At 22.9% G+C, this 16,852-nt stretch carries 17 protein-coding genes; 8 read left to right on the top strand and 9 right to left on the bottom strand.

What is annotated here, in order from left to right:
- Positions 1-7: 7 nt before the first annotated feature.
- The 6 genes from ACXUB0_RS08910 to ACXUB0_RS08885 all read left to right on the top strand — a co-directional run bounded on the left by ACXUB0_RS08910 (position 8) and on the right by ACXUB0_RS08885 (position 4,316).
- Entirely contained in the window at positions 8-1,495 is a 1,488-nt protein-coding gene (locus ACXUB0_RS08910) for a VWA domain-containing protein (protein WP_458258437.1), read from the top strand.
- A gap of 79 nt (positions 1,496-1,574) precedes the next feature.
- The gene (locus tag ACXUB0_RS08905) at positions 1,575-2,219 is read left to right on the top strand and encodes a hypothetical protein (protein WP_458258436.1); all 645 of its coding nucleotides are present in this window, start codon (positions 1,575-1,577) and stop codon (positions 2,217-2,219) included.
- A gap of 1,021 nt (positions 2,220-3,240) precedes the next feature.
- Positions 3,241-3,504, top strand: coding sequence for a hypothetical protein (locus ACXUB0_RS08900; RefSeq protein WP_458258435.1), 264 nt, complete (start codon positions 3,241-3,243; stop codon positions 3,502-3,504).
- Positions 3,488-3,760, top strand: coding sequence for a hypothetical protein (locus ACXUB0_RS08895; protein WP_458258434.1), 273 nt, complete (start codon positions 3,488-3,490; stop codon positions 3,758-3,760). The genes ACXUB0_RS08900 and ACXUB0_RS08895 overlap by 17 nt, the downstream gene beginning before the upstream one ends.
- 134 nt (positions 3,761-3,894) lie before the next feature.
- The gene (locus ACXUB0_RS08890) at positions 3,895-4,056 is read left to right on the top strand and encodes a hypothetical protein (RefSeq protein ID WP_338960339.1); all 162 of its coding nucleotides are present in this window, start codon (positions 3,895-3,897) and stop codon (positions 4,054-4,056) included.
- A gap of 2 nt (positions 4,057-4,058) precedes the next feature.
- Positions 4,059-4,316 (top strand): hypothetical protein, encoded by a 258-nt coding sequence (locus ACXUB0_RS08885; protein WP_458258433.1) that lies wholly within the window; start codon positions 4,059-4,061, stop codon positions 4,314-4,316.
- Positions 4,317-4,511: 195 nt separating this feature from the next.
- Here the strand turns inward: ACXUB0_RS08885 and ACXUB0_RS08880 are convergent, their stop codons facing one another.
- Positions 4,512-5,672, bottom strand: coding sequence for an Mbov_0401 family ICE element transposase-like protein (locus ACXUB0_RS08880; protein ID WP_458258432.1), 1,161 nt, complete (start codon positions 5,670-5,672; stop codon positions 4,512-4,514).
- A gap of 73 nt (positions 5,673-5,745) precedes the next feature.
- Here ACXUB0_RS08880 and ACXUB0_RS08875 point away from each other — a divergent pair, with 73 nt between their 5' ends.
- Positions 5,746-7,452 (top strand): hypothetical protein, encoded by a 1,707-nt coding sequence (locus tag ACXUB0_RS08875; RefSeq protein ID WP_458257522.1) that lies wholly within the window; start codon positions 5,746-5,748, stop codon positions 7,450-7,452.
- Between the two features lie 245 nt (positions 7,453-7,697).
- The gene (locus ACXUB0_RS08870; protein WP_458257696.1) at positions 7,698-7,892 is read left to right on the top strand and encodes a hypothetical protein; all 195 of its coding nucleotides are present in this window, start codon (positions 7,698-7,700) and stop codon (positions 7,890-7,892) included.
- Here ACXUB0_RS08870 and ACXUB0_RS08865 read toward each other — a convergent pair whose 3' ends face one another.
- Genes ACXUB0_RS08865 through ACXUB0_RS08830 form a run of 8 tightly spaced genes read right to left on the bottom strand, consistent with a single transcriptional unit; the run spans position 7,893 to position 16,851 of the window.
- Positions 7,893-9,938 (bottom strand): hypothetical protein, encoded by a 2,046-nt coding sequence (locus tag ACXUB0_RS08865; RefSeq protein ID WP_458258431.1) that lies wholly within the window; start codon positions 9,936-9,938, stop codon positions 7,893-7,895.
- On the bottom strand, positions 9,889-11,121 hold the full coding sequence (locus tag ACXUB0_RS08860) for a hypothetical protein (RefSeq protein WP_458257693.1): 1,233 nt from the start codon (positions 11,119-11,121) through the stop codon (positions 9,889-9,891). Before ACXUB0_RS08860 ends, ACXUB0_RS08865 begins: the two co-directional genes overlap by 50 nt.
- An 18-nt stretch (positions 11,122-11,139) precedes the next feature.
- Complete coding sequence (locus ACXUB0_RS08855) at positions 11,140-11,262, bottom strand: hypothetical protein (RefSeq protein ID WP_255495889.1); 123 nt, start codon at positions 11,260-11,262, stop codon at positions 11,140-11,142.
- A 4-nt stretch (positions 11,263-11,266) separates the two neighbouring features.
- Positions 11,267-13,339, bottom strand: a complete 2,073-nt coding sequence (locus ACXUB0_RS08850; protein WP_458258430.1) for a hypothetical protein — start codon at positions 13,337-13,339, stop codon at positions 11,267-11,269.
- A 3-nt stretch (positions 13,340-13,342) separates the two neighbouring features.
- A complete protein-coding gene (locus ACXUB0_RS08845) occupies positions 13,343-15,040 on the bottom strand; it encodes a hypothetical protein (protein ID WP_458258429.1) in 1,698 nt (565 codons plus the stop codon).
- A gap of 14 nt (positions 15,041-15,054) precedes the next feature.
- Positions 15,055-16,254, bottom strand: a complete 1,200-nt coding sequence (locus ACXUB0_RS08840) for a hypothetical protein (protein ID WP_458257665.1) — start codon at positions 16,252-16,254, stop codon at positions 15,055-15,057.
- A gap of 16 nt (positions 16,255-16,270) precedes the next feature.
- A complete protein-coding gene (locus tag ACXUB0_RS08835; protein WP_458257496.1) occupies positions 16,271-16,648 on the bottom strand; it encodes a hypothetical protein in 378 nt (125 codons plus the stop codon).
- Between the two features lie 17 nt (positions 16,649-16,665).
- On the bottom strand, positions 16,666-16,851 hold the full coding sequence (locus tag ACXUB0_RS08830) for a hypothetical protein (protein WP_458257413.1): 186 nt from the start codon (positions 16,849-16,851) through the stop codon (positions 16,666-16,668).
- Position 16,852 lies beyond the last annotated feature (1 nt).

The following is a 16,852-nucleotide window of genomic DNA, read 5'->3' as shown; positions in this document are numbered from 1 at the left end:
GATTATTATGGAACAATTAATTGAATCCCATGTTTCACAAATTTTAGAAACTAAATTGAAAAAAATGTCTTTATCAGAAACAAATTTAAGTAGTTTTACTTGATTTAAAAAAAATTTTGCTTGATTAGCTCCAGAATTTGATCAACAAATTAGTCATTTTTATTTAAATGAAGTTTTAGAAAAAAGTAAAAATATTGTTATTAGTCCCATCATTAAAAGAGAATTACGATTATATTTCTGAGTTATGATTAATGGTATTGATAGATTAAAAAATAATTGACAAGAAATTTACACTAGGGCAAAAATTCTTGATTCACCAATGATTAATTATTTTTATTATTTTCAAGAAAAATTTAAGGATCGTAAACTTAATAGTAAATTAACTTTTGATAATTTTATAAGACATTGAGAAAGTTTAATTGTTGAAAGAATTGTAAATTATAAATTATTTGAAACTATGCAAATGCGTCAAAAATATTTAACAATGTGAAGTAATAATATTAAAGTTATTAATGAAGTAAGACATATTGTTGGTTTTGCTTGAAATTTTTTTGGACGATTTTGAGAAGGAGATTTAAATGATTTTAAAAAAATTAATTTAAATACTATTATACAATATGGTGAAATTTTAAATAAGAATCCAGCTATTATTGAAATTGCTAGACTACTTGGTCGTTGAAAAGGAATTTCGGGTTTAACAGAAAAGCAGGTTCATCAAAAAGTACAAATTGAATATCAATTAAAGCCATTAGGAAAATGGCCTGAAGAAATAGTAGGAATTACCGAGGGTAAAGATTTAGAACATTTATTACCATTAGAATTAGTTAATCTTGCTATTCCAGAGTTAAATGCTATTTTTTATAAAAAATTTGTTGAAGAAAAGTTAGCAATTACAGAGTTTGAATCAATGGATTTAGTTGCCACTGAACATCTTGTTGAAGAAGTTGTAGAAGTACCAATTCCCGAAAGTGAAGGCCCTTTTATCTTATGCATTGATACATCTAAATCGATGAGTCATAGTCCAGAAATTATTGCAAAATCAATTGCGCTTGCTATTAGTAAAATTGCTTTACAAGAAAAAAGACCATGCTATATGATCAATTTTTCTGGTAAATTTGAAACTTATGATTTATCTAATTTAGTTTCATCAATTCCCAATCTAATTCATTTTTTAGGTCATAGTTTTAAAGGACATACTAATATTAATCCAGCTATTAGTCATGCTTTAACAATTATGCAATCTAAAACATATCATAATGCAGACTTATTGGTAGTTTCTGATTTTTTATCTGCTAATATTACTAAAAATAATATTAATTTAATGTTGCAACTAAAAGCAAAAGCTAATCGCTTTCATGCTATTAATATTGCTTCTTCAACATTGTCTAATAATTTTAAAAAATATTTTACTAATTATTGACATTATGATCCTCGCGATCCATTTGCTGCGCGAAAAATTGCGTTAAATTTAGCTAAAACTAAAAATAAATCTTAATCTTAATTTTGATAGTTATTTTTTTGCTTTAATAATAATAAAATATTATTAGAGTGAAAAAGTAAACTGATAATGAGAGATGGATAATATGAAAAAAAATAATTTAATTTTAAGCAAAATATTAGTTATTATTAGTGTTTTAACAGTAACAATTAGTTTATCAATTTTTCCATTATTTAATTGAGGTGTTCCATTAAAAAACAATATTGCTATTATTATTACTTTAATCGTTAATAAAGAACCAATTACTAGTAGTTTTTATAAACAATTAATGACTAGTGATAGTATAGTTTCTTTATATACTTTTGGAACATTATTGATTTTTAATTTAACTTATTTAATACCATTAATTTTTATTAAAAAACCTTTTTCAAGATCAGTTTTTGCTATACACATGTTATTAATAACCTTAGTATTGATACTTTTTGTATTAGTACTTTTTAATTACTTTAATATTAGAAATTTTCAAACTATTCCTTTTAAAGATTTATGAACAATTCCTTGAGCAGGTATTGGTTTAAGTTTACTTACTATTTTTTGATATGGCTTAAAAAATTTATGAGTTAATCCTCCACAGTTATCAAAAAAAAGTAATGATTATAGTAAAAACAAACAAGAAGAAATTAAAAGTGATGATTTACCATCATATGAAGATTTACAATTACAATTAAAAATGTTAAAAAAACAATTAAAAGAAGTTAGAAATATTAAAGGTAAGAAATAATAAAAGTTATTTTAGATTTTTAATTAGATCATTAGCAAACTTTGTTTTTTTGATATTTGTTGTTGGTTGATTACTATAGTTAGGTGAATTTATTTCATTTTTACTTGAGTTTAAAATTCATGATTGCAAATATTCTTTCACTTCTAGATTCACTTTATTTATTGATTCTCAAAAATTATCTATACATTCAATTTTGGCACCATTTTCTATTAGAAATTTAACTCCCTCTATTATTAGGGCGGTTGTCAAATTTACGAAATAATTAATTATCATATTAGTAACTTATTTCCAAAATTACCATTTAAAAATGATGATAGACAAATTAAATTCTCTTTTACCATTAAATTTATATTCGACGTATTTTAAAAAATATAGATTTTATAAGATAAAATAAAAATTATTATCAAAGGAAAAAGACAAGAAATAATCTTGTCTTTTTTTGTAATTGTAAAATTTTAAAATTTTTAATAAACGTCTTTAACGCTATTATCAACACGTGTTAGGAAACTAAAAAAGTGAACTACAACACAGTTGTTAAAAATAGTAGCTAGCCATGTGGACTTGCATGGATAAATAAAAAGTGGAGTGATACCTAATAAAATATACTAACCAGTAATAGTAATTCTTGGGGTGGGAGCGAATTGGAAACTAGTATATATAGACCCGAAGTGGGGACGAACTATTATTATTCTTAATTTAACCAACCTTGCCACTCTCCAGTGAGCAAGTGTTGGTTTTATTTTTTATTTTTTTTGAAAAATTTTTTTGGGCGAGAAAATAAATTTCAAACTTGTAAAAAAAAATTGAGCGGTGCCGGTTCAATTAAAATATTAATTTGCTAAACGCAAATTAAATAAATATTGTCGAATGCCTCGATGTTTTTTAAAATTTCACAATTTATTTTTGAGCCCAGAATTGATGGAATGAATAAAACGAATAGTAGTATTATTAATAATCTAAAAATCAAATTATATGTCCTTTATGCTAGGAAGCAACAGGACATATTTAAGAAAGGATTATTATGCAAATAGAATTTAAAAAAGAACAAATTGTTAAAGATAAACCACAATCTATTCTTATTGATTATGTTGAATATAGATTATCACTGCCAAAATGAATGATTAAAAATAATTCTTTTATTGTTGACAACAGTTACACGTATTGAGTTTTTAATTTAGAAAATATTAAAAGAGAATTAAGTGGTAATGAATTAATAAAATTATTAGAACCATATATTAAAGACCAAAAAATAATTGTTAATAAACCAATTGCTCCAAAAGAATAATTATCTTAATGATATAAAACTTGAACCATTAACATTTTATGAACAGCATAATAGTTGATTTATGGGTGAAATAACTGATAACAAAACTAAAATTACTAATCCTTGTTTTAAATATAACATTACGTGAGAAGAAAACAGAAAAGGTTTTAAAATAAATAATCCATATAAATATGATGATTTACCAATTAATTATATAGTTACTTCTTATAAGGAACTTTCAACTCATAATGAAAAAGTATTTTTGTTGAACATGTAAACAACATAAATTTGATTATTTATTCTTTAATACTAATGATATAAAAACAAGAAAATATTTTTTAAGAGATAAAAATAGTAAAGCAATTTGTTATGACTGTATTTTAAATATTAGGTTAAGTAGGAGGTATAAATATGGATAAAGAAAAATTAATTAGTTGATTAAATTTAATTTTAGATAGTGATATAGAACAATATAATAAAGAAAAAGACATATATTATTTAAATAAATTAAAAGGTTCAATTGATATTATTAAAATTTTAATTAATAAAATACAATGCAGAGAATTTGATTAATAATGCAATATGACTTAATTATTGGAATTGACCCTGCTGGTATTGGTAATAATGGAATTGTTATATATTCAAATGAAACTAATAATATTATTTTTAATGAAACATTCAATACATTAACTGTTTTATGAACTAAAAATATTTATAAAGAAAAATTTCAATTAATTAAAGAAAAATTTATTGATAAAAAAATATTAGTTATTGTAGAAAATTTCTTTTTAAGTTCAAAACAATTATTGGGAGCATACCGATGTTGTCAATAATATTCAAATTTGTCTTAAAATTATAAAGTTAGACGAGAATAATTTTGACTTCAATATGCAATTGTATGTTAATCTTAACACTTGTAAAATATTAGTCAATAATAATACTTACTTTTATAATTCAAAAATTCTTATTAATAGTTACTTTAATAAGTTTTATTTTATTTTTGGTTTTTTAAAATCTTTAATTTTAATTTATAATAACTGGATGGTAGTATTTATTTGATAGCATTTAAAATTAGCCATTTTTGTATACATATCAATATTATAGGTTCTATCACCAATCATATGCTTTAAAATTTGTTTAATATTAGTTTCAGTAAAGCAACCAATATTTTCAACTAGTGCTTGGTTTAATACACCATCTTTTGCATTAATAAAATAACCAACTTTTAATTTTTTATATTGTAAAGCTAATGATTGTAAAAAATCAATTAATTCATAATATTGGCCTTTTTCAAATAAAGTTATTGCATTTTGATAGTGTAATTTAGCAATTTTATTTTTTCTTCTTCCAGCCATTATACCAAGAAATAAAACATGAAAAGCATGGAATTTATCTAAAATAAATTTAGCATTTAAAATTGTAGCAGTTTTTCTAATTCATTTTGCACTATCTCCACAAACTACTAAATTTGCTTGTTCAAAATTTTCAAAAAATAAATTACCATGTTTTTTAATTAATTGTGCTGTTTTTTCAGCACCAATTTCTGTTTTTGATACTCTTATTTTACAAACTGCTTTTTTATTAATTAATTTTCCATTTTTCTTTTTACCAGTACAAAATACTAATAATCTCATAGAACATTTTTTACAATTTTTAGTATTGTGTTTTTCATTAAACTTAAATTTTCTATGTCCATCATCAATATTTATATATAAAGTTTGATTTTTTTCTAATACTATTTTAGGAATATTAGCTTTTGGTAATTGAAATTTTTGATAGGTTCTACAAACTGTACTAGTACTTATTAAATCATCAATAAAAGTATCACAAACATCACGATACTTTTTTCCATCAGCAAAATACTTTAAAATTTGTTTAATAACATTAGGTGCAAGTTTACTATATTTTTTAACACCAAGATAATTATCTAGCAATGAAACAAATTCATTTTTTTGTGTTTTTTGGTTATATTTTGTACAAATACGTCGTTTATAATTTAATAAACCTTTTTTTGCTTTTAATTTTCGTTTTCTAAATCTATATGATTTATATTCAGATTTATCACAGGTACTTCATAAATAATCATCTATTTTTGTAAATAATTCTTCTGTTTGTTTTAAACTTAATTCATCTTGATTAAAATCATGTTTATCTCAATCAAAATGATTAGAGAATGGTAATATAAACATTTTTTAATGTTCCTTTCTAAATTTTGTTTGTTATAATTTAATTGTATTGCTTATAAAAATTAGGGAGTAAAATATGCCTTTTATTAGTAGTTATGCACAACTGAATAAAAAATATAATCTTAATTTTAGTGATAATAATTATGGTTTTAGTTGAGATATTTTTAAACAATTTGTTAGTGATGAATGAGCAGAATTTTTTACAACTAATTGTTTTTATCGTTTTGTACCAACTGCACGTGGAACAAGAAAAACTTGAAACTGTTTAGCATTTGATTTATTTATATGTTGTAATTTTAGTGATAGTAGTGTTCAAGAAGTAAGAAGATATGAAAATACTCATAGTGAAACGACAATTGGTGCATTAATGAATGTTTGTCAAGTTTTATTAGATACATATAATATTAATTTATTACCTAATAATCCACATGGTATTAAATGAAAAATAACCAAAGATGGTGGATGTATTATTTTTCCTAATAATCAACAAATTGATTTTATTGGTTATGCTAATGGTAATAAAATTTTTGGAAAAGAAGCGGGTGGGTCAAGTTTTTTGGGTTCACGTACTGATGAAATAATAATGGCAGAAGAAAAAGAAACACTAACAGAAAAGCAATTAACATATAGATATGAGCGTTTACAAAATTCTATGTTTAGAAGTAATCGTATTAAAGTTTCAAATGAACCAATTAAAGAATGAAGTTGAACTTTTATTGATAAAAATATATATAGTCCTACTTTTGGAAAATTAATTACTCGTTATTTTTATAAAAGTTTCTTTATTACTTTTACATGTAATCCTTATGATAAATATCACCCATTTTATTTAAAATACTGTACGCCATTTTTACCATTAAATGATGAAATAATTGAAAATCTTAAAAAAGTTGGTAAAGTTTACTATGAAAATAAAGACATATTTAGTGGTTTAGGTTTATTTGTTTTAAGATTTACTATTCAACCTTTTTGAAATAAATTACCTGACATTCAAAAAAGAACATTATTAGAAATGAAAAAAAGTAATCCTGATGAATTCAATACTGTTTATTATGGTTTTGAATTTTTAGATAGTGATGCAACAATTTTTCCTTTTCAAAAAACAGTAAAATATTGACAATCATATGATTTAAAACAGTTTTATAATCAAGAAAAAGATATGTATAAATTTGATTTTTATTCAGTTGGTGTTGATTGAGCAACTGGTCACAAAGACCATACTGTATTTATGGTGGTCGGATTTAAAGAATATAATAATACTGGGTATTATGATGCTTATATTATTTGTGAATTAGTAGTTACTCCAAATGATTTTGTTAATGAAAATGAAAAAATTAATGGTTATGTTAATGAAATTTTAGGATTAATGGATAATTTTGAAAATTTTGAACAAGCAATTTATTTTTATGATGATAAAGCAAGAACAGCAATAGATTGATTAAATCAAAAATTAATAGATGAACATAATACTATTTTAATAACACAAACTGCTATTAAACATGCTTCAAATTTAAATCAAGAAGCCGGATTAACTAATAGAGTAGTATGAATGAGAAATATTATGAGTTATGGAAACTTTTATGCTAATAAAAATGATTTACCAAAAACTACTCAATGTTTAGAAGAATTACGTTATGACCAAACCAAAACTAACATTCCTGATAAAAATATGTACCAAGACCCTTACGATGCATTATTTTATGCCTTGTATCCATATAAAAATGTAATTAGGGGTAAAAATAATGCTAGTGTGAAAAAAAGTATCTTCACATTTGCTATATAGTAAACAATTTACATATAATTAATAGTATAGGTATCACAAAATAAACGCCTTTAATTTAGGCGTTATTTTGCATTTAAAAGCATACTTGTAAAAATAATCAAAAACAGTACAATTTATAAGTAAAATCAAGGAAAAAAGGAGAAATTTATTATGAAAACATGAATAAAAACAAATTTAAGTAAAATAACATTAGCATTAGCACTAACTGGTGCAACAACTGGAACAATAGGATTAATCATGGGGGGGTGCTTACCCATAATATAGGTACTAATGTTAAACATTATTTAGAACCCAATGGAGAAGTAGTATTAGGAACAACAACTATTTGATGAAATAAATGAGATAGTCCAAATAAAACTGAATTATATTTTTCTAAAATTAAACATCATGATGAAGATATAAAATGAGATGGTACTTATACAGATAATTATTTTCAATAATTAAATTTCAATATTTATATAAGAAATATTTTCATTATATTTATCAAATAAATTAATATTAGTTAAATTTATTTCTTGTTTATCTGTTATTAAAGTTAAATCATAATTTCCAGAACCAAATATGCCACTAATTTCTATCCGATTTAAGTTATTAATCGGGTTTTCAATTTGTAATTCCAAATTACCATTATTATCAATTTGTGAAATTTGTTTATAAAATTCTAATTTAGAAAATAGTTGTGATTTATTAGAACCATATAAATTTAAAATATTTTCAATTTTATTATTACTAATAATTGCTCTTGTAAAATACTTACCATATTCACCATTACCTAATGTTCAATCTGCTGGAATTAATGATGGTATGTTATTACTTTCTAATTCGTTTGTAATAGATAATCAGTTGAATTGATTATCATCTAACTTAAATAATTCATTTTGACTAATATCATTGTTTTTTAATTTAATATTATTTATATCTGTAAAATCAAAATATGAAGACTTTAATATAACTTTTATATCTTTATATTCTCAAATTTTATTTTCATTTGGATGTATTGGCTTTGATTTTAATTCAAAATAATAAGGCAATAAAATTTTATTATCATCATTTAAACCTTTATTAATAGACATACTTGAATAAATATATTTTGATAACATCACAAATATTTGTTTAAATATTTTTACTTGTTCTAAATTTATATAATTTGGATAATCTAATTCTCATTGTTTAAATAAATTAGTAATTACATCTTCTGGTTTTTGTCCTTCAAATTTTGCTCTTAGTTTTGCAATATCATTATTGGGTTTACCAGTTTTATCATCATATGTAGCACCTTCAAAATTTCTATTATAGTTATATGTGTAACTTAGCATATCTAATAATAGTTGTTGTAAACTATCAATTGGTGGTTTATCATTTATTTCAATTTCAATTGAATTAAAGTTCTGTGATAATTCAATAGCAATATATTTACTAGGATATGGTGGGGTTGGTTCTCTATGACTATATAATATATATTGTTCATTCTTTTTCATTTCAAAATCAGCTAATTTTTTAGGTACTGGTGCTGGTCCATCATATTTACCAATTTTAGCATATGTTATTTTTGCATTATTAATAATTTCTTTTCTTGTTTCAGTTCCGCCACCAATAGCAATTAAATCTAAAACTGATTTTTCTTGTCCTATAAATTGCTTTGCTAAATTTCAAGGTAATATTTGTTCGCTAAATCATTGTTGTAAAATTCTAACTTTTGGTTGAGTTTCAATAGGCATTGATAATAATGGAAATGCTATCTTATCCTTGACAAATAATTTTGGGTATACTTCCATATTGTCAACTTCACCAAGTACCTTTATATTGCCAAAAATCATGCTTCTAGGGGCTTTAATTTTTAAACCAGTTACTTTGGTATCTTTATCTAATGGTTTTTGTAATTTAATAATAATTGGATAACCATCTCTTGTTTTAAAATCTTTAATTTTAATAATAGTAATACTTTTAGTACTTCTAGTTTTTGGATTTTGATAAGGTTGTGAATAATTATTAATGATATATAAATTATCAATATTATTTTCAGTTAATGGTTCATTTATACTAACTGCATATAACTTAAATTGATTTAATAAATTTATTTCTTGAAATATTAAATTTTTAATATCAGTCATACTATATTCAATAGTATTATCATTAATATTTGTACTTGCTCTTTGATTTAATTGCATAGTAAAGTCTGATGTTTCAGCAGCAGTAGTTTTTAATACTTTTTCAATATCAATAAAACCAATTTTAATAGTATTTGCTGAAAATCTTAAACTATTATTTTCATTATTTTTAAATAAACGTTCAATTTCATAAATATAAATTGTTCTTTTTTTAAATTCATCGTATGCTCTATTAATATCTGGGTCACTAGTTGCTCTCATCATATTAGTAAAGTCATAAGGAATATTATCAATTAAATAATCATTTTCTACTTCTGCTTGATTAAGTTTAGTTTGTTTCTGTGGAAACTTCGTTTGTGGTTTGTTGTTGTTTTCCATTGTTCTCTCCTATTAATTGGTTATTTTCGGGATTAAATAATTTTAATTTAACTGTTAAATTATTAATTTCTTGTTCATCATTAATATTAAATGTTTTACTATTTAATAAATCTTTATCTAAATGTACTAATATTTGAATAAATTTAAGAATATCAATATTAAATTGTCATAATTTTTGTTCAATATAATTAATAGTTGAAATATTTACAGCTGTACTTTCGGGAACTGATTGTTGTGCAGATTTTTTTTGACTTGGAATATGAATACCACAACGTTTAAATATTTCATTAACATTTCAGTCATATATATCAGTTAAATTTTTACCTTTAAAATTACTACTTGTCATATTGATATTTTCATTTTGTTCATTATTATCTCCACCACTTTTAAAAATATAATTTTTAGTAACTAATATTCTTACAGCATCTTCTAATAAATCTTTTACATTACCATAAGTTGAATTAAAAATAAACTTTGGTGAGTTTAAAATTGTATCTAAAACAATTTGTTCATAAATAACATCTAATGCTTTAATTTTATCCATTACTTTATTACAATCTGCTAGTTCATTTGCTTTATTTCGCATAATTGCTATTGGTATATAGTTAATATTTAGTGTTTGTTCTTGTTCTAAATTTGGATTATTAATGAATGATTTAAAATCTAGTGGAAATTGTTTTTTATTATCACTAATACTATAAATTGCACGATTAATAGTTACTTGTTCATTATTTAATGTATAAATTTCAAATAATCTTACAATTTGTGCATTTTGTTCATAACTATCATAAAAAATAGTACATTGAATTAATTTACCAGTAATATCATAAACTCTTTGTTGTATATCAACTACTTGAAAATATAAATCATCATTAGCAATAAAAATTAAATAACCACTAATTCCTAATTTACTTAATTTAAAAATAGAATTTCAATTTTTTCTATAAAATTCTTGTTGAATTAAATACTGCTTAATAGTTTCGTTGTTAATATCTAGTGGAGCATTATATAAATTAGCATTATTTTCTGCTACAAAATCAGTAAAATATGTTTCATGATTAAAATCATTAAAACCAAAATAACTTAAAATAGAAGCATGTGTACTTTTACCTTTTAAAAAAGTTAATTTAGTTTTTTCTTCATTATTAGTGCTTTTATCTCTTCTTAAAAATCTACCTAACATAATATTCACCACCTTTTTTTAAAATATTTGATTAATTTTTAATACAATTTTTACTATAATAAATATAATTAAACCAGCAACAGCAGAAGATAATAAAACTCCTATTAAACCTAAAATAATTTTTATTATTTTAAAAAACATAATATTATTCCTGCAATTCTTGTAATTTTCATAAATTACCACCACTAATATTCATGTCTTCTCATTTAAAAACATCAATATTTTCATTTCTTGAACATAATAATTGTAATCTTCCACCCTCTTTTATATAAGTACTATATACTGTTACAGTTTGTGGAATACCAGAACCTAACGAATAAACAAAATCAGTAAATGTATAAATATCTGGTAATATTATTTTTTGTTGTCTTGGATTTAAATTAAATCATATACGATATAATTTATTTTCTTTACAATCATATCTAATTTCTTGATTTTTTATACCAGTAGTACTAATATTAAAGGCTACATCTTTTCATTTACCAATTTTTAAATCTTTTATTTTTTTAATTAATTCATTAATAGCACCAGCAATAGTTTTATCACTAGTTTCTAAATTAGCAATTTCAGTACCAAAAGTATTGAGAACAAAAGCATATTGAAATTGTGTTTTATCTATTTTATCTTCTAATTCTTTATCTACTTCTTCTTTTTTATAATAATCAGTTAAATCTGGGATATTTTTATTTAATGTTCTTAAATTAACAGCATCTTGTGGTTGTGTAGGGTCTGCTATATAAACAATTCTAGTATTATTTGAAGTAATAATTCTTTTTTCTTTAGGTTGAATAATATTAGGCGAATTAGGGTCTATTAATCATAATGATTCACCACTACCACCAGTAGCACTAATAGTATTAGTTTTTTCATCAATCTTAATATTTTCACCAGCAATTAATTTATCTTGTTTTTTATCTAATAAATTATTAGTTTCTTGTTTTGTATAATAATCACGTTCAGTATCTTCTTCTGCTATAAATTCAGTTGGTGTATCTATTCCTTGATATTGATATATTTCTTCTATATCACCAATTAAATTAATTTTTCCACGTTCAGGATAAGAATTACCGCCACCACTAAATTCTTTCTTTTTATTGTTATAGTAAATTGTTCCGGTATTTAAAATTGTTTTATTTTGGATTTGTTCACTATACGTCATGGAATCAACATTTAGCAATTCAAATTTATTAAAAACATTATTTAAATAAATTTTAATTACTTTATAAAATTTCATAAAGTTATTTTCTGTTGAATATTGATAACTGATTTTAATAAAATATCATTTAAATATTTCTATATTATTATTTTCAACTTTTTTTCATAAAGGACTAGTTTCAATATTAAATCAATTATTTTTAACATCATTAATATTTTCATTTGCTTTAATTAATTCAGTATTTAATTTGGTAATTTCATTTTCATTAGTAGTAATTCGTTTTTGTTGTTTAGCCGAAAAATCACAAGTTGGTGCATGAGTAAAATCACCAATTTGTGGATTATTTTGTAATGCTTCGGGTGGTAATGTACCAATTTCATCAGGTCAATCTAAAATCATTGTTTCAGTTTCTTTATCATAATCAGTTGCAACATAACCTTTATTAACAAATTTACTAACAGGACCTCTATATATTTCATTTTCATTATCATCAACTAAATCATCATATAATTTAATTTGTTTTGATAATGTAAATTCTTTTTGCTGTTCAATTAATTCATCAACTTGATTTCTAGTATAAAATGATTTTAAATCAATTTTTTCAACATCTATTTCATCATCATTATAATTTGATAATATTTGTTTTAATTCTGTTAGTCTTGCCAATATTTTCATTCTACTTGGTGCTAAATCTCAAACATTAATTGTAGGAATACTATTTGCACTAAATTGACTACCATTATTAAACTGAATAGTAGCATCAACATTAAATTCAATTGGTGTACGATTAAATACTCAATGTTCAGCGGTTACAAAAACCATATCTCTTAATGTTTCTTTAATTAATTCATCTTTAAAACTATCAAAAGGAAATTTAGATAAAATAAAACCAAGATAAGCATTAATATCATTTTGAGCACGAATAGCAAAAGTTTTAAATCAATCATTAACATTTGGTCATGTTTGTATATATTGCTGTGGTGTTTCTGTAATTTTTCCAGTTAATGGATATCAGTTATTATAATTTTCTAGACTGACACCAGTTCAAAGTTTATTAATCATATTTTATCATTCCTTAAAAAATGCTTTTTTATAATGTTTAGTTTTTGTTTTAGTTTTTCTATGTGATATATGTATAATTTCTTTTTGTAATTTCTTTTTACCTTTTTTTACAACTTGACTATATGCAAATTTTTCTAAATGATGTAATAATCCAGTACCAAATAAAGTATTTACTGAAAATTTTAAACCAACACTTTTAAATGATTTATTAATATTTTCAATAGGATTATTAATAACATTTGCTACTTTATGATAAGTTCTTACGATTCTAAATATTTCTCTATATACTTTAAAACTATCTCTAATTATTTGTTGAACAACCGGCGGAGCAAATGCTATTGCTTTTAATCATTTATTTTGATTAACTCCATAACCAATGTATCAACCACTATATCAACGATATCAATGGAATGGATGTATTTGAGCAACAAAAGTTTCTGCTTTAAGAATACTATCAACAACTGTAATTGGTTTATATTTAGGATTACGATAATAAATAGTAATTGCACATTTATCTAATGATAAAGGTTGAATTTTACAACCCATAAATACTGGTGAATTTAATGGAATTAATTGTGCATGTTTAATTGCTCTTTTTTCTGCACTAGTAAATAAATCAGTTGCTTTTTCTTTTAATTTTTTAATTTTCTCAAATGCTTGCTTTTCTAACTTTTCAAATTTTTCTTGTAATTTATATATACTTTCTCGTAATTTTTCAAAATATGATGTATTTTTTCAAAATTTATTTAAACCTTTTTTTAAATAAAATCTAATATCCAAATATTTAAAAATTTTATTTGCATTTAAAACAATCTTATGAATTGAACTTTTTTTAAAATTAAATTTAATAGCATTAGCACGAATTTTTTGTAAATCTAAAATTAAAGTTTTTCCATATCTATTTTCTGTATGTATTGTATGAACTAAATTTAATCAATCATGTTGATTCATAGATAGTACTTTTTTTAAATCAGTATTATATTTTTTTAAAAAATTATTTGCTTTTTCAATATCTTTAATTTTAAACTTTGGAGTTAATTGAGGACTTAATTTTGTTAATGTATTTTGTAATAATAAGTAATCTTTTAACTCTTGTGCTTCTAATTTTTGAAAATTATTTTTATATTGTCTTTCAGCAACATAACCTAAATCTCGTAATACTGTTTCACGATTAGGAGTAAAACTATAATTCATTAAATAACGTTTATTACCAATAATTTTATCTGTTAAAATTTCTTTTCCACTTACTTGACTTATAATTTCTTGTAAGTTTTTTGCTTCTTTAATTCCAACTTGTTCTAATGTTTTAGTTTTTTCTGCTAATTTAATAAATTTAGTAGTACGATAACCACGACTAATTTTATTAAGTCCAGCAAATGCAGGAAGTATATTAAAGAAAGTATTTAATTTTGTTACATTTCCTTTTAAATAATCATAAACTTGATTAATAGTAAAATCAGTTAAAAACTCTACACCAACAGCACTAATACTAGCAATTAAATCACTTGCACCTAATCCAAGTGCTACGCTTTCACTTAATCCACCAGTAAAAGGAGCAAGTGCTACTGCTATAACTTGTACACCAATCATTTCTAAAATTTCTCATCAAAAACTTTTATTTTCTTGTTGGTTACTTGTTCTAGTATGTTTTGGTTTATTTATGTTTAAAAGTATTGCTGTACTAGTTGTACCGATTGGCATGGTATTAATTTCCTTTATTTAAGAGTTATTTTAATTGGATTTGTTGTTCCTTTATAATTTAAGTCATTAACATTTGCAGTAATAGTTATATATAAGTCACCTGCTTTTTGTTTTTGATTACTTACATTAGTTTTTCCTTGTGCGTCACTAAAATATTTAATAGTTGGATTTGTTAAATTTGGATTTAATGATTTAAGTTCATTAGTACTTTTTATTTTTGTATTTAATTCACTATTATTGTTATTAACATTTGCAGTAATATCAGTTGTTAAATTTGTAATTTTAGTTTTTAAATCAGTTTTATCAGTATTAATAATTCCACATGCCATTCAACGTGATGTTGTTTCATTATTAGAAATATAAGGTATGGCTTGACCTGTAACTTCTCCACCAACTCAATACATTCTTCCAACTTTACCATCTGCCACTTCTTGAACATAAATAATTGTATCTTGCAACATATATCTTTTCATTGCTCTTGGTGTTGCTAAAACAAATGACATAATTTCATCATCATTTTTATCATTTTTAAAAGTCATATAGTCATCCATTACAATTTGACATAAAACACCTTTAATATATAAATCATTACCATTTAATCTTAATTGTTGTGCAATTTCATTATCAGTAATTAAACCTTTATTATCTGCCAAATAAACTATACTATCATAAAGAGAATTAGTAATAAAGAATCTACAATTTGCAATATTTCTATATTGAAATAATGTATTTCATGCCCCCAACATTGCTTCTACATATTTAATTGCTTGTGCTTTTGGTTCTGTTGATTTTTCAATCATAAATTTAATTGCATATTTTGCAATTACATTAGTATTGTTATTAGCTAAATAATCTGCTAAATCATTAGCAACTTCATATTGCATACTTTGTAATAAATTTTGACCATTTTCTGCTAATAAATCTTTTGCTGCAATTGTTTCGCCAGCAACGGCTTCTTCTGTAATTTCTTTAATAATTTTATCTGTATCAGCATATCCAACATCTATTCTTTTACTTTTATCATTTCATTGAAGAACTTTAACTTTTGGGTCTTTTGGTTTTTTAACTATAAATTCAATTCTTGTTGAATTAACCATTTCGATAGGAAAAAAACTTGCCCACGGACTATTTGATTGTTTAAAAAATTCTATAAATTCTGGTGCTTCTACTAATTTTTCGGTATTATCTAAATTTTGTTTGAATGGTACTGCCATTTTTTATTTTCCTTCCTTATAATTTATTTTTATTTTTATAATCCAATAATGTACTTTTTATTGAATTTGGTTGATTTGTTATTATTGTTTGTGGTTTGCCACCTGTATTAATTGTTTCTTTAAATACTGGTTGTTCTTTAATCATTTTTTTAATAGTTTCTTCAATTTTTGAATTTTCTATATTACTTGTTTTAAATTTTAAATAATCATAAAATTCAGTTTTAACTTGATATTTTTTAAATATATTAATAATTTCTTTTTCTTTAATTTCTTGATTAAGTTTATTTAACTTATTTTCTGCTTCATTAACTTTATTTTCTATTTCTTGTGAAGAAGCATTATTTTCAGTTAAAGGTTCAGTTGTTTGTTGAACATTATTTTCATTTTCTAACATTTAACATTCTCCTAATCTTATCCCAATAATCAATCTTTAACTAATTGTGGCATTTCACTTATTAGTTTTTTATAATCATTAACAGCATTTTCTAATATATCAATATCAGAAAATTTAAAACAATTTCCTATATCTAAATCAAAATCTCTATCAATTTTGATATTATTTTTTCTATATTTTTCATTAAATTCAATTTTTGTCATA

This window comes from Spiroplasma endosymbiont of Dactylopius coccus, from assembly GCF_977110965.1.
The sequence above is the reverse complement of the archived record's forward strand: the minus strand, read 5'-3'. Positions and strand labels throughout refer to the sequence as shown.